The sequence below is a fragment of the Trinickia caryophylli genome (assembly GCF_034424545.1).
In the GTDB taxonomy this organism is placed as follows: Bacteria; Pseudomonadota; Gammaproteobacteria; order Burkholderiales; family Burkholderiaceae; genus Trinickia; species Trinickia caryophylli.
Window position 1 is genome coordinate 1772161 of the sequence record NZ_CP139971.1, and the last position, 13442, is coordinate 1785602.

The window sequence follows — 13442 nt, forward strand, 5'->3', positions numbered from 1 at the left end:
GCAGTGACTCGGCATGAAAGCCGCCGGAGCGGTGCATGGGCACGTCGCTCCGGCAGGCTGCGCCAGTATTACTGGCCCAGTTTGGCGTCGACGCACCCAGTGCTGGTGCACTCCCGTTCGCGTTCCTGCAAAAACGCCATGCGTTGCTGCGTCATGTTCACGGCGCACTCGAGATTGACGAAGTAGCCGGTGTCCTTCTCTTCGCTGCATTGCGCGTCGCGTTGCTTGAGCCAACCGAGTTGCCCGCTCTTCAGGGCGGCCTGCTGCGTCGGGTTCAAGTGTGTACGCAAGCGCGAATACTGCTGGTTGAGGTCGCGATCGGCCTGAGAAAAGAGGTTGCTCGCGCAATAAACCTGATCGAATGCATTGCGCGGCTTGGCGCAGCCGGCCGCGTGCGCGGCGATGGGAAGGAAGGCAACACTCAGGATGACGGCGAGTTTCTTCATGGATTTTCCTTTTATTTGGATCAATACGTCATAGAGCACACAGCAAAAAATCTCGGCGCTTCATGGATGGCAATCCATCACTCCTCTGGAGATGGCATCGGCCAGCCTGCCCTGCACAGCCGCGTCCGCGAGCCGCGGTTCTTCGTCGGGATTCGCGATGACACCTGCCTCGACGAGTACGGCTGGCATAGGCGCGGTTTTGAGTACGACGAGGTCGTCGAAACGGTGAATGCCGAGGCGACGGTCGATCAACGGACGGTTCTCGCCCTTGATGGGCGTGGCATGGTAGAGCGACGGCGTTTCCCCCGCGGCGCGCAAGCGCTCGCCGATCGCCTTGGCACAGGCGAGGCTTTGCTCGTAATGCGGGTTGAGTTCGGAAACGAATATCGCATAGCCCTTGAATTCCCTGCGCCGTCCGGCGTCGATCCACGCCTGTTGAATGGAATCATGGTGGATCGAGATAAAGAAATCGGCCTTGGGCGCGGCGTTGGGACGCTCGGTGAGCGAGATCTCATAGCCGTCGGCTCCCGTGCGGGTCACACGATAGCCGCCTGCCTGGAGATCGTTCGCCACGGCTTTGCTGAGATCGAGGTTGTAAAGATGCTCGACACGGCCGCTCGCGCCTGTCGCACCGGGGTGCGACGGCGTATGCCCGGCGTCGACGACCACCCACGCCGCACGGCATGTCGTGACAGAAAGCAGGCTGAAAGCGAGGAAGACAAGACCAGACAGACAGGATCGGCGCATCGTGAAAGTCGAGCGTGAATTGGAATTCGTTAGGGTGCCGGCACGGCCTGCGGCATACGGTTTTTCTATCCCGCCGGAAGAGTCGAGGGTGGCTTCGGTCTGCTTTGTATCGGGCAAGCAGACGCTATCCACCGACTCGCGGCAGACGCATTCTAGCCGATGAGGTGCCGGCGTAAAGCCATGTTTTGATATTGCTGCCCGTGGCTACCGCCGCCGTTCGCTTTTTTCGCTTTCGCTTCGCCGTGGCGGGCGAGTCGCGCGAGTCGCGAAAGCCGCTGTTACCGTCGCTCTTAGAGCAATACGCGGATCGTTCGAACGCAATCCGCCACGCCGGAACCCGCGTGGGACCAAGCCGCATCGAGTGCAGGTCTGACGACATCGAGTTCGGTCGAGACGCCTTCGCCGCGCCGGCATCGCCGCCGATTCCACGCCTGTGCCTCGACGATCGCCTGATCCTGCTTCAACACGCGCCGCAGCAGCGGCCACGCGAATGCCCTGACCGCCCATCGCGGGGCCCAGCGGTTTTCGACGTGCAACGTACCGTGTACGCGCGTAACCGCTTCGCTCATTGGGCTGAAATGCAGCGTGAAATAGAGCGCACTGCCGTCGCGGTATCGATACTCGAGTTGCGCGGTGCCGGCCGCCGAAGCGTCAAACTGCGCCCGCTCGAGCTCGCGCGGCGATTCGAAGAGCCGGTACAGCCAGCCGCTTTGTGCCTGTTGGCCGGCGTAATCGACCCGCAGCGCGCCGGCGGAGCGAACCACCGTGACGTCGACCGGCTGGCGACGGTGCCCATCCCGCACGAGGCCCGTGTGGACGAAATGCGTATGCTGCGCATCGAGGAAATTCTCGAGCGCGTCGATGGCGCGAGCGTTCCAGATACCTTGCCATTCGAAACGCCGCGCGCGTGCCGGCAGGCGCCGCACGAATTCGGGCAATGCGGCCGTACCGGCATTGCCCGCGCCGTCGAGCCGGATCCAGACCAGCCCGTCGTGCTCCATCGCACTCGCTGAGCCCACTCTCGCGAGTGGCTGGCAGGCATCGGGCATCAATCCCGGGACGTGAACGCATCGACCGTCGGGCGAGAACGTCCAGCCATGGTAGGGGCATTGCAGGCCGTGCTCGGTGACGCGGCCCGTGGATAGCGGAACGTGGCGGTGCGCACAGCAATCGTCGAGCGCGAACGGCTCGCCGCAAGCTGTTCTTGCTATGACGAGCGGCCGATCGAGCAGCGTGACGGCAAGCGGCTTGCGGCCGAGTTGCGTCGATCGTGCAACGACGAACCAGCTACCGGCGAGCGACGGTTTCCATGTGTTCATAGTTTGAATCGCTGCATGACGGGCACGCCGAGCCGGGTTGTCAGTGTCCGCAGCAAGCGGAGCGCTCTGCGCGTGCGTGCGGGAAGGTGGTCAGACAGCACCGCGCTGTATTCGATCGCGGGCTCGCCGCCTCGCAAGCGCTTGAAGTGCGCCGCGCCCGCACTCAGATTCAGGGTGCCGGAACGCTCTTGCGTGTACGCCAGCACATGCGCCATCACAAGGCGATAAAGCCCCGCCGATTGTGGCAACGCGGTGTCGTATCCGACGATCGGCGCGGTGATCAGCGGCCCCTGCGCGAAGGTGCCGATCACCGCGCATAGTCGTCCAGAGGCATCGCGAAAACCGCTGAGATCGAGCAGCCCGGCACGATGCCAATCCCGCAGGAAAGCCGCTGTATAGCTCGGATTGAGTCGCGAGTATTTGTCCAGATAGAGTTGACCATAAAGCGTTGCACAGGCATCGAAGTCGGCATCGCCGAACATGCTGCCGTCCACTTGTTGCAGGTTCGTGGCGTGCAGCAGTTTCAGATCGCGTCGCAAGTTCTGGTGTTCGGCCGCGCTGCGGGCTACATCGGGGAATAGATACACCTGCCGCGTCGGAATCAGTTCGAATCCCGCCGCATGCAGCGAATGCAGCCAACCGGCGTGCTGCGCGAAGTTGAGCGACCGGAACCAGATCGCATGCCCGGGCCAGCGTGCCGTGAGGGCATCGGCCGCGGCGCGGAAATCGATGCCGTCCGGCGAGGGATACAGATTGGTACTGAGCAGCCAGTTATTGACCGAGACGGCTTGGTCGAGCCCGGCATCGCGCAGCCAGCGATCCGCCACGCCGAGGATGGCCGTCAGCGGCCGTGCGACGGCGGGCGGTACGACGCGCCGTGTTTCCTCGAGTGCATAGCGGCTGTAAGTCGTCAGCGGCGAGCAAACCCATGCGTTTTCGCCGCCGGCTTCGTTGATCGTCGCGGGAAATCGCAAGCCTCCCAGATCGACCATGTCGACCTTTACGTCGATATTGCCGACGTAGCCGCGAGTGGGTGCATCGACGTGCAGCGCTGCAAATCTGCCCGCCTGTGCGGCGAAGCAGTCGCTTGGAACGTAGATGCAATCGCTCATAAGTCGGGCAACGCCTGGCCGTCCCATTCGATATCCTGGGTGGCCGCTTCGCGCATATTGCAGCGCTGCGCCAGTGCAAGCCGTGCGTAGGATGCCAGGTCGAGCACCGCACCGCCGAGCGGCCGTCGGTCCCCGGCCACGGCGATCACGTCGGTTGCGCGGCGGTAGTCGCGCATCCAGCGTCGCACGTCACGCCGTCTGACGGCATCGATCAAGCCGGCACTCAGCATCACGGCGCCGACCATTCTCGGCGACGGAGAGACGGGCTCGACGCATACGCCGAGCGTTCCTTCGAGCGCGGCAGGCAGTGGATCGTCGAGCGAAAAGAGATGACATCCGCTCGTTGCGCGCGGGTTGCATTCGAGCACACTTACTTCGCCGGTGGGGTGCTGAATCCAGTCGAAAGACAACTGCCCGGTGAAGTCGATCCTGCGTGCGAAACGCGTGACGAATTCTCGGACCGCGTCGATGCTGGCCGGCTCGAAGTAAAAGCTGGAACTCCTGTGCATTCGCCAGGACGGTCGATAGAGACTGTGCGCGACGAGGCGCCCCTTGTCCGCCACGCTGTAGGAGCAGAACTCGATTCCTTGCACATATGCTTGCGCGACCCAATTGCCGAGGGGGGCGAGCGCGGGCGCATCGTGCGGAATGCCGTCCCGGTACAGGCGTACATGAACGCCGAACCGGGAGAACTCCGGCTTCAGGACGATCGGCTTCGTACCGGCCCATTGCCGAGCTTGCTCGATCGATCCGACGAGTGCCGATTCAGGCACATGGGCACCGCAGTCCCGCGCCAGCGAAAGAAAGCACCATTTGCTATGGATGTCGCGCAGCTTGTCGAAGCCATCGGCGAGAACGCGGACTTCACGCGGCAGCAAATGGCGATACCGGGAAACGAAGAACACCTCCTCGCAGGTCGGCACGATCAGATCGATTGCGAGGTCGACACAGGCACGGCTCAAATCGGCGACGAATTGCGCAGGTGCATGGCGCGGCGATGCGATGCGCAATGCTGTGCCGACAGCGTGCGAGGCACCGCTGATCAGGCAGGGGATACTGTCGGCAATTGCAACATTCCAGCCTTGGTGCGCGAAGCGACGGGCATGATCGAGGGCAGCGGGCGCCCGTGCGCCGAGAATCAGGGCGTTACGCTTCATAGTCGGTTTTTTTCGCCCGCCCGCGAGTTGCAAGCGGTGCCTCCTTCCTTAAATGCGCGAGTTTGAATGAAATTCAACGGTTGTCAAACTTATCCGACAGGCCCGCATGCGAGTGCCGCATTCAACGGTGCGATAATGTGCCCGATCCTCGAGATTCGCCGGGTTTGCCACCAACCCATGAAGCGCTGACTAAAAAATTCAACACAAGAGAACAAGCCAATGGAAACAACAACAAATGTCAAGACATTGCTCGTCTATGACGGCAAGACTCGCGAGCTGTATGGAATATTCCTGAAGAACCTACTGCTCAGCCTCGTTACTGTGGGGATCTACCGTTTCTGGGCCAGAACGAACATGCGCCGCTACGTGTGGTCGCACATGCGTTTCCAGGGGGAGCGGTTCGAATACACGGGAACGGGCGGCGAACTCTTCAAGGGCTTTCTGATCGCATTCGCGACATTGATCGGTGCGATCGTGGTGGCGATGGTGCTGAGCGTGGCGCTCACGCGCATATCCGGCAACAAGGTGCTCGGTGCCTTGCCGATCATCGCACTTTATCTGGCGATAGCCGTGCTGGCCGCGGGGGCCTATTTCAGTGCGCAGCGATATCGCCTGAGCCGCACGCTCTGGCGTGGCATTCGTGGCGGAATGAGCGGCTCGGCGTTCGGTTATGGCGCCAGAGTATTGCTCTACGGCCTGTTGTGCCTCGTTACGCTGTATCAACTGTGGCCTTGGGTAACGGTGCGGCTGGCCGAGCGGCGCATCAACGCCAGCAGCTTCGGCAGCGAGCCTTTCAGCTTCAAGGGCAAGGCGGGCCGGCTTTACGGCGTATTCGTGCTGACGTTCCTCGGCATCGTGCTTTTGATTGCAGGGATGGTCGCGTTGTTTCTGAGGCCGATTCTCGTGGCGATCGCCACAGCCCGCATGAGCGGCGGTCAGGATCCGGCAGTCGTGCAGCACATGCTGGAGATGTTTGCGCTTTACGCCGTGCTGATCGTCGGCATCTGGTTGATCAGTTGTTCTTATCTGGCGCACGTCGTTCGCCACATCGTCGGCAACACCACGCTCGGCACGCATTTGCGCTTCGGCAGCGGTGTGACGGCGAAGGGGCTGCTCGGATTGATGCTCGGCAATCTTGCGATCGTTGCGGTCACGCTCGGCTTCGGCTATCCGATCGCACTGCAGCGCTCGCTGCGCTATACCGCCGCCACGCTGACCGTGCAGGGCGAGATCGATCCCGCAACGATACTCCAGAATGCGGGACGGGCGCCACGCAGCGGCGAAGGCATGCTGGATCTGCTCGATCACGGCGGCGCGGTGCTGTGAACCCGACCGCGGCGGCCCGTTACTTCGATGGGCGAAGCGGTGCCGAACATCCGGTCACGCTGCGCTGGGAGCAAGCGGATCTTGCAATCGAGGATGCCGCCGGGGAGCGCACCCGATGGCCCCTCGACCAAGTCCGCGCCAGTCAACCGGATCCGGACGGCGTGGTGTCGTTGTGGTGCACAGGAGGGGCGGGGCGTGTGCTCGTCCATCGCACGGCACTGCCGTCAGGGCTGCTCAAGCATGAGCGCCGTTCATATCGGCCCATGGCATGGCTTGCCCTGACCGTTGCCGCGTTCGCCGTGATAGTGGCCGTCATCCGCGCGCCGGGGCTCGGCGCAGTGCTCGTCCCGGGAAGCGTCCAGAACCAACTGGGCGCAATGACGCTCGCGGCGCTCACGGAGCTGGGCCCTGTTTGCTCGGGCGCCGAGGGCCAACGGGCACTCGATCGGCTCGAAAGCCGGCTCGCGCACGCTGCGCGGATTCCCGAGCCGGTACAGATAGTCGTGCTCGACGATTCGCTGGTCAACGCGCTGGCATTACCCGGCAGCCGCATCGTCGTCATGAAGGGTCTCATCGATCAGGCACAGAGCGCCAATGAACTCGCCGGTGTCATGGCTCATGAAACGGCCCATATCGCGAGCCGCGATCCGGTCAATGAAATGGTTCGCCGCTACGGCATTCGAATGATGGCGGCGCTCTTCGGGCTCGACATCGGGTTCGGCAATCTGTCCTCGATGGCGGGCAACCTCGCGTCGCTCTCCTATAGTCGCGACACGGAGCGTACCGCCGACATGCATGCCGCCGAATACCTTCACGCAGCCGGCCTGCGCAGCGATGGGCTGGCGGTTTTCTTCCGGCGTTTGCAAGCGCGCGAAGGTCAGACCGGCGTGCCGGATTTCCTCTCCGACCATCCGCGGACGAAAGAGCGGGCGGCCTGGAGCGCCGGTACGCCGAATGGTGCCGATGCACTGACCGAGGCGCAATGGCGTGCGGTGCGGGCCATGTGTAAATCGCCGGGCGGCGCGTCCGGCCGCCCGGCGCATTAGCTCACGACAGCGCGATCGTACCCGGCTCGGGGCAGGTCCACGAAGCCTTCAGGCGGCTGCGGATCTCGGCGAGCGAGGCCGTCACGAGCAATTCGCCGTTGCGAAAGACCGGCTGCAGTTCGCCGCGCTCGAATTCAGCGAGCGTTTGCTGCTCGTGCAGGACGTAGTCGTTTCCTTCACGTTCGACGCGCAGCAGGCCGCGCGCCGATTTCTTCGTCCCGTCGTCGGTGGCGGGATCCTTGTAGATATCGACTTGCTCGTCGCCCACTTCGGCATAGATCGCCTTCATGGCCCAGCCGAACGTATCGCGCGACAGCATGTTGTAGGTGTAGGAGCCGATGCCGAATACGACATTGCTGGAGGCGAATCCCTTTTCGGCCAGACGGGTCATGATTTCCCAGGCCCGCGTGAGCGAGATGGAGTCGCCGTAGATCAGCCCGACTTTGTCGTCGAGCATCTTGTAGCCCTTGTCCGTCAGTGTGCCGCCGTAGATGTCCCAGAGGCACTGGACCGAGCCTTTGCGTTCGGCCTCCGTGACGTGCAGGCCGTTCGCCGCGACCACGTACTTGCCGTCCACGGTCTCGAACGCGCCATCCGCTGCGCGCGCGAGTTCGTCGTCGCGATAGCCCGCCAGGATGCGCACAGGGTTGCCCGAATCGGGACGGAACACCACGCGACATTGCCCGAACGCGTTCGGCTCGCGTGCCAGAATCGAGGCCTTCAATTCCTTTGCAATGACGGTAATGACGTTCCAGTAATCGAACGAGTCGCTTACGAGGGACACCATGCCGGCGGGATAGTCGACGGTCACGAACTCGCGAATCACTTCGCGCTCGGCCACGCGGCGCAAGCCCTTTTCTTCGTATCCGGCCTCGGCCAGCTCGCGGGTGAGGCGTTCGATCTGACGCGCGGCTTCCTCTGCCGGCAGACGGTCGATGGAGGCGGGCGTCAGGATCGAGTCCGCCTCGCCGGTGGCGAGCCGCTTCAGCGTGAACAGAATCCTGAGCGTCATCACGCTGTGTTCCGAGGCGGGGATCGAGCCGCCCACCAATTCGGTGTCGGCATTGGCGCCGTAGTAGTCCTCCGCGTAGTCGATGGCCGGGATCGTATCGGTGCCGGTGAACGAAAGCAGGTGGCCCACGCCGCAACGCATGGCGTCGTGCACGCCGCTCATGCCGCGCATCGAAAAGTCGTGCCCCTGCCAGTCGATGAACGCCTCGGGCGCGCCGGTCAGCTTCGCGAAGTACGTCAGCAGCTTGCGGAACTCGAACGCAATGGTGGCCACCGTGGAGGGCTTCCAGCTTTCGCAGCTGAAAAGCGTCTCGAAGTAGGTGGAGACCCACGGGAAATCCGGATGCGTGTTGATGAAGACGATCGGCGGGACCTTGATGTTCACGCGCGAACCTTCGGGCAACGAGCGGATTTCGAGCGGCAGATAGCCAAGATCGTGCAGTGCCGCGAGGCGTTCCGTGGGTACGGCGTCAGGCCCAAGCGCGGTGTCCATGCGGCGCTTGTATTTGCGCAGCGCCTCAGCCTTCGGCGCATCGAAGAACTCGCGCTGGAAAACGCCGAGAAAGTACTCTTTCAGGAAGCCCTGCAGGCCGAACCATACGACCTTGTTGTCGAAGAGCTGCGGCAGCACCGGTGCGTATTTTGCCGAACGCGGCGTGAAATTGGCGACGAGCTTCGTCGTTTCCTGCGGATACATCGACGGGTGGCCGGTCTTGTAGAAGTCGGCGAGATTGAAGGGGATCATGCCGTTCATGTTCTTCTCCGATGGGGCAGGGTAAAAGCAAGTCAGACGAGCACGGCGCGTGCATCGTCGGTCCAGTTGTTGCGCGTGAATACGGCTGCATAGTGGTCGAGAAGCACGTCGAGCCCCTTGCTGAAAATGCCGTGTGTCACGTAGAGAAAAAGCGGTTGGTTCATGGCGCTGCCATGCTGTTTCGCCGACAAGGCGGCGGCCAGTTCGGTGAACGTCCGCCCGCCGTCGCAGATATCGTCCGCCACGAGCAGCGGGCAGCCGGGAAGCTCGCCGTGGATCTCGGTGCCCGTAATGGTGCCGGTGTGCGTGTCCCGCACTTTGTCGGCGAACACCACGGGGGTACCCAGCGCCTGCGCCAGTTTCATCACGCGCTTGCGTGCGCCGGCATCCGGTGCGACGAGCGCGAATGCCTTGCCGCCTGTGCGCTCGGCGATCGACTCGGCAGCGCGGCGCAACGCCGGCAGCGGATCCTCGATGACGACGCGATCGAGCAGCGCCGGTACCACGTCGCTGTGCGGGTCCTGGATCACGACACGACGGTAGGCCTGTGCGTTGACGAGGTCGCAGAACACCTTGGCGCTCAGCGCCTCTCCCGGATTGGCGACGCGATCCTGACGCGCATACGGAACGTAGGGCAGATGAAGGTCGATCGGCAGGCCCGGATAGGCGCGACGCAGTGCGTCGGTTGCCATCAGCAGCGTCATTACGGCTTCGGCATTCGGCAAATGCGCCGTGACCTCGAGTTCGTCCGCCGGGACATCCACGGCGAGCGTGACGTGTGTTTCGCCGCCCGGAAACCGGAGGCTCTTCATCGCAATCGGATGACGGTCGATCCGGCGCGATTCGAAAGGAGTGGGCGACTTCACTACGGCTGCGACGCTGATCATGGCGAGCTCTATATAGTTGTGAATGTCTACTAAGTTGAGCGAAGTATAGCGTGACTTAGTGGAAATGTGCAACTAAGTGGGGTAGAATTTTTTTGCGATGTTCCGATGGAAAGGAGGAAGGGATGGCTAAGGCGTACGAGAAGCCCGATGTCAGCGTCGACGTGGTCTTGCTGACGCTCGCGACGGGCAGGCTGCATGCGGCCCTTCATCAGCGCGACAAGGCGCCGTTCAAAGGTGCGCTTGCCTTGCCGGGCGGCTATATCCATACCGACGAAGACAGCTCCCTGGACGATGCGGTGCAACGCATGCTGAGCGAGAAGACGGGGCTGGCTCCACGCTACATCGAGCAGTTGCGGACGTTTGGCGGCCCGAAGCGCGACCCTCGCGGATGGTCGATCGCGATCAGTTATGTGGCGCTGGTGCCCGCGGAGGAGTTGAGTGCGGCAGGTGCGGGGATATTCAGGTTCTACCCGGTGGACGATCTCCCCAACCTTGCTTTCGATCATGGCGACCAGGTGCGCGCCGCGGCGGACAGAGTGCGAAACAAGTCGAGCTATTCGACGTTGCCGTGCTGGCTGTTGCCGGCGAAGTTTACGTTGACGCAGCTGCAGCACACCTATGAGGCCGTGTTCGGGGAAGCCGTATCGCGTGCCACGTTCCGGTCGCGCCTCGGAATCCGGGTTGGCGACGTGCAGCCGGGCGAGGCCGTTGACGATGCGGGCGTTCTGATCGCGACTGACGAGTGGCAGATGGGTAAGCAGCGGCCCGCCCGCCTCTTTCGCGTCGATCAGTTGGGTCTGTTTCGGCGCGCGAGCTGGTAGCGGGCTCGATAAGCGGTTTTCAAGGTGGTCGAGTGGCCGTTCCGGGAGAGGAAGTGCACATGATGAGCGAGTTCGCCAGGCATCGGTTCACCGGTCAAGGTGGAGGCTATGCGGATACGGCGGGTACGGCGGGTACTGATACGGAGCCGGGTGCGAGGCGGCGGCCGGCGGATATGGCCAAGAGGGCTTGTCTGCGCAAATATGGATGCGCAAGCCTGGGGCCGGGGACGGCGGTGAGCAGACGTTCACGGTGGATGGTGTGCGCACGGCAATCGCGGCGGAAGCGTCGCGCGGCACGCTCGACGATGTCGGGGGGAATTGAGCCGGTCGGTGCCGCGCAGCCCGTTTTGGCGCTGGCGGCCATGGCCGCTATCCGGGTACCGACACTACCACCCAACCCACTGTTTTTTATCGCTTTTTTCGCTCGCGGGGAGTGCCGCCCCCCGTTCGTCGTGGCATAATCGACCGAACCGGGATTGTCCGTGGTCACTATTACCCCGCATACCATGCCAAAGACTCTTTACGACAAGTTGTGGGACTCGCACGTCGTCCACATGGAAGAAGACGGCACCACGCTGCTTTACATCGACCGTCAGTTGCTGCATGAAGTCACGAGCCCGCAAGCCTTCGAGGGGCTGAAGCTGCACGAGCGCCCGGTCTGGCGTATCAGCGCGAACCTGGCGGTCTCGGACCACAACGTACCGACAACCGACCGCAGCCACGGCATTGCGGACCCAGTTTCGAAACTGCAGGTCGATACGCTCGATTCGAACTGCGACGCGTACGGCATCACCCAGTTCAAGATGAACGACGTCCGCCAGGGCATCGTGCACATCGTCGGGCCGGAGCAGGGCGCGACGCTGCCGGGCATGACGATCGTCTGCGGCGATTCGCATACCTCCACGCACGGCGCGTTCGGTGCGCTCGCGCACGGCATCGGCACCTCGGAAGTCGAGCACGTGCTGGCCACGCAAACGCTGCTGCAGAAAAAGAGCAAGAACATGCTCGTGAAGGTCGAGGGTGCGTTGCCGCGCGGCTGTACGGCGAAGGACATCGTGCTCGCGATCATCGGCAAGATCGGCACGGCCGGCGGCACGGGCTACGCCATCGAGTTCGGCGGCTCGACCATTCGCGCGCTGTCGATGGAAGGCCGCATGACCGTCTGCAACATGGCGATCGAGGCCGGTGCGCGCGCCGGCATGGTGGCTGTGGACGACACGACGATCCAATACCTGAAGGACCGCCCGTTCTCGCCGCAGGGCGTGGAGTGGGATCACGCCGTCGAATACTGGCGCACATTCACGTCGGATGCCGGCGCGCATTTCGACCGCGTGGTCGAACTCGACGCGGCGCAGATCGTGCCCCAGGTCACCTGGGGCACCTCGCCGGAAATGGTGACGGCCGTCGATAGCCGCGTGCCCGATCCCGAGCGCGAGAAAGACCCGGTCAAGCGCGACGCGATGGAGCGCGCGCTGCAGTACATGGCGCTCGATCCGAATCTCCCGATCGAGGCGATCAAGCTCGACAAGGTGTTTATCGGCTCGTGCACCAACGCGCGCATCGAAGATCTGCGCGCCGCCGCCTACGTCGTGCAGCGGCTCGGCCGCCGTGTCGCGCCGAACATCCGTCTGGCGATGGTCGTGCCGGGCTCGGGCCTCGTGAAGGCGCAGGCCGAACGCGAAGGGCTCGACAAGGTGTTTCTCGAGGCAGGCTTCGAGTGGCGCGAACCGGGCTGCTCGATGTGCCTCGCGATGAACGCGGACCGGCTCGAGCCGGGCGAGCGTTGTGCTTCCACATCGAACCGCAACTTCGAGGGCCGTCAGGGCACCGGCGGTCGCACGCATCTCGTGAGCCCCGCGATGGCCGCCGCCGCCGCCATCGAAGGCCACTTCGTCGATATTCGCAAGCTGGCGTGAGCGGAGCGACGTCATGAGCGCATTGAAGTTTTGGTGCCGCGCCGCCGCCTGGGCGGCACTGGCCGGCGCGATCGCCGGCCTTGCAGCATGCAACACCGTCGCCGGCTTCGGCCAGGACATGAGCGACGCGGGTCACGCCATCAAGAAAGCTGCGGAGTAACGGAACATGGACAAATTCGTCGTACACACGGGGCTCGTTGCGCCTCTGGACCGCGAGAACGTCGATACCGACGCGATCATCCCCAAGCAATTCCTGAAGTCGATCAAGCGCACGGGCTTCGGGCCCAACCTCTTCGACGAGTGGCGCTACCTGGACCATGGCGAACCCGGCCAGGACAATTCGCGCCGCCCGCTGAACCCGGATTTCGTGCTGAATCAGCCGCGCTATCAGGGTGCCTCGGTCCTTCTCTCGCGCAAGAACTTCGGCTGCGGCAGCTCCCGTGAGCATGCCCCCTGGGCGCTGCAGCAGTATGGTTTTCGCGCGATCATCGCGCCGAGCTTCGCCGACATCTTCTTCAACAACTGCTTCAAGAACGGCTTGCTGCCGATCGTGCTGACCGAGCAGCAGGTCGATCACCTCTTCAACGAAACCTATGCGTTCGCGGGTTTTCAGTTGACGATCGATCTTGCCGCGCAACTCGTGCGCACGCCCGACGGCCGCGAGTACCCGTTCGAGGTCGACACCTTCCGCAAGTACTGCCTGCTGAACGGCCTCGACGACATCGGTCTCACGCTGCGCCACGCAGACAAGATTCGCGCGTTCGAAGCCGAGCGCATGGCGAAGCAGCCGTGGCTCGGCCATCGGCTCGTGCGCTGATTTCGGCATGCCCGGCGCCCGCTGCGATGCGGGCCCGGGCGCACGCATCGTGGTCAAATCACGCGCATCCGCGCGAACTCGAA

The 13442-nt window shown here is 63.3% G+C and carries 13 protein-coding genes; 6 read left to right on the forward strand and 7 right to left on the reverse strand.

The window, feature by feature from the left end; all coding sequences use genetic code 11:
- Positions 1-68: 68 nt before the first annotated feature.
- From U0034_RS26980 to U0034_RS27000, 5 genes are all read right to left on the reverse strand, one after another.
- The gene (locus tag U0034_RS26980; RefSeq protein WP_085227628.1) at positions 69-446 is read right to left on the reverse strand and encodes a lysozyme inhibitor LprI family protein; all 378 of its coding nucleotides are present in this window, start codon (positions 444-446) and stop codon (positions 69-71) included.
- Between the two features lie 60 nt (positions 447-506).
- Positions 507-1193 (reverse strand): N-acetylmuramoyl-L-alanine amidase family protein, encoded by a 687-nt coding sequence (locus U0034_RS26985; protein ID WP_085227627.1) that lies wholly within the window; start codon positions 1191-1193, stop codon positions 507-509.
- Positions 1194-1483: 290 nt separating this feature from the next.
- Positions 1484-2512 (reverse strand): Rieske 2Fe-2S domain-containing protein, encoded by a 1029-nt coding sequence (locus U0034_RS26990; RefSeq protein WP_085227626.1) that lies wholly within the window; start codon positions 2510-2512, stop codon positions 1484-1486.
- Positions 2509-3624, reverse strand: a complete 1116-nt coding sequence (locus U0034_RS26995; RefSeq protein ID WP_085227625.1) for a GNAT family N-acetyltransferase — start codon at positions 3622-3624, stop codon at positions 2509-2511. Before U0034_RS26995 ends, U0034_RS26990 begins: the two co-directional genes overlap by 4 nt.
- On the reverse strand, positions 3621-4781 hold the full coding sequence (locus U0034_RS27000; protein ID WP_085227624.1) for an ATP-grasp domain-containing protein: 1161 nt from the start codon (positions 4779-4781) through the stop codon (positions 3621-3623). Before U0034_RS27000 ends, U0034_RS26995 begins: the two co-directional genes overlap by 4 nt.
- Before the next feature lie 219 nt (positions 4782-5000).
- Between U0034_RS27000 and U0034_RS27005 the strand changes: the two genes are divergently transcribed.
- Positions 5001-6107, forward strand: coding sequence for a YjgN family protein (locus U0034_RS27005; protein WP_085227623.1), 1107 nt, complete (start codon positions 5001-5003; stop codon positions 6105-6107).
- Entirely contained in the window at positions 6104-7153 is a 1050-nt protein-coding gene (locus tag U0034_RS27010) for a M48 family metallopeptidase (RefSeq protein WP_085227622.1), read from the forward strand. The genes U0034_RS27005 and U0034_RS27010 overlap by 4 nt, the downstream gene beginning before the upstream one ends.
- A gap of 1 nt (position 7154) precedes the next feature.
- Here the strand turns inward: U0034_RS27010 and U0034_RS27015 are convergent, their stop codons facing one another.
- Positions 7155-8918 (reverse strand): nicotinate phosphoribosyltransferase, encoded by a 1764-nt coding sequence (locus U0034_RS27015; RefSeq protein WP_085227621.1) that lies wholly within the window; start codon positions 8916-8918, stop codon positions 7155-7157.
- 32 nt (positions 8919-8950) lie between these two features.
- Positions 8951-9805, reverse strand: a complete 855-nt coding sequence (prs, locus tag U0034_RS27020; protein ID WP_085227620.1) for a ribose-phosphate diphosphokinase — start codon at positions 9803-9805, stop codon at positions 8951-8953.
- A gap of 122 nt (positions 9806-9927) precedes the next feature.
- On the opposite strand from prs, the gene U0034_RS27025 reads away from it, so the two are divergent.
- From U0034_RS27025 to leuD, 4 genes are all read left to right on the forward strand, one after another.
- The gene (locus U0034_RS27025) at positions 9928-10626 is read left to right on the forward strand and encodes an NUDIX hydrolase (protein WP_085227619.1); all 699 of its coding nucleotides are present in this window, start codon (positions 9928-9930) and stop codon (positions 10624-10626) included.
- 506 nt (positions 10627-11132) lie between these two features.
- A complete protein-coding gene (gene leuC, locus U0034_RS27030; protein ID WP_085227618.1) occupies positions 11133-12542 on the forward strand; it encodes a 3-isopropylmalate dehydratase large subunit in 1410 nt (469 codons plus the stop codon).
- A 13-nt stretch (positions 12543-12555) separates the two neighbouring features.
- Entirely contained in the window at positions 12556-12702 is a 147-nt protein-coding gene (locus U0034_RS27035; RefSeq protein ID WP_085227617.1) for an entericidin A/B family lipoprotein, read from the forward strand.
- 6 nt (positions 12703-12708) lie between these two features.
- Positions 12709-13359 (forward strand): 3-isopropylmalate dehydratase small subunit, encoded by a 651-nt coding sequence (gene leuD / locus U0034_RS27040; RefSeq protein WP_085227616.1) that lies wholly within the window; start codon positions 12709-12711, stop codon positions 13357-13359.
- Positions 13360-13442 lie beyond the last annotated feature (83 nt).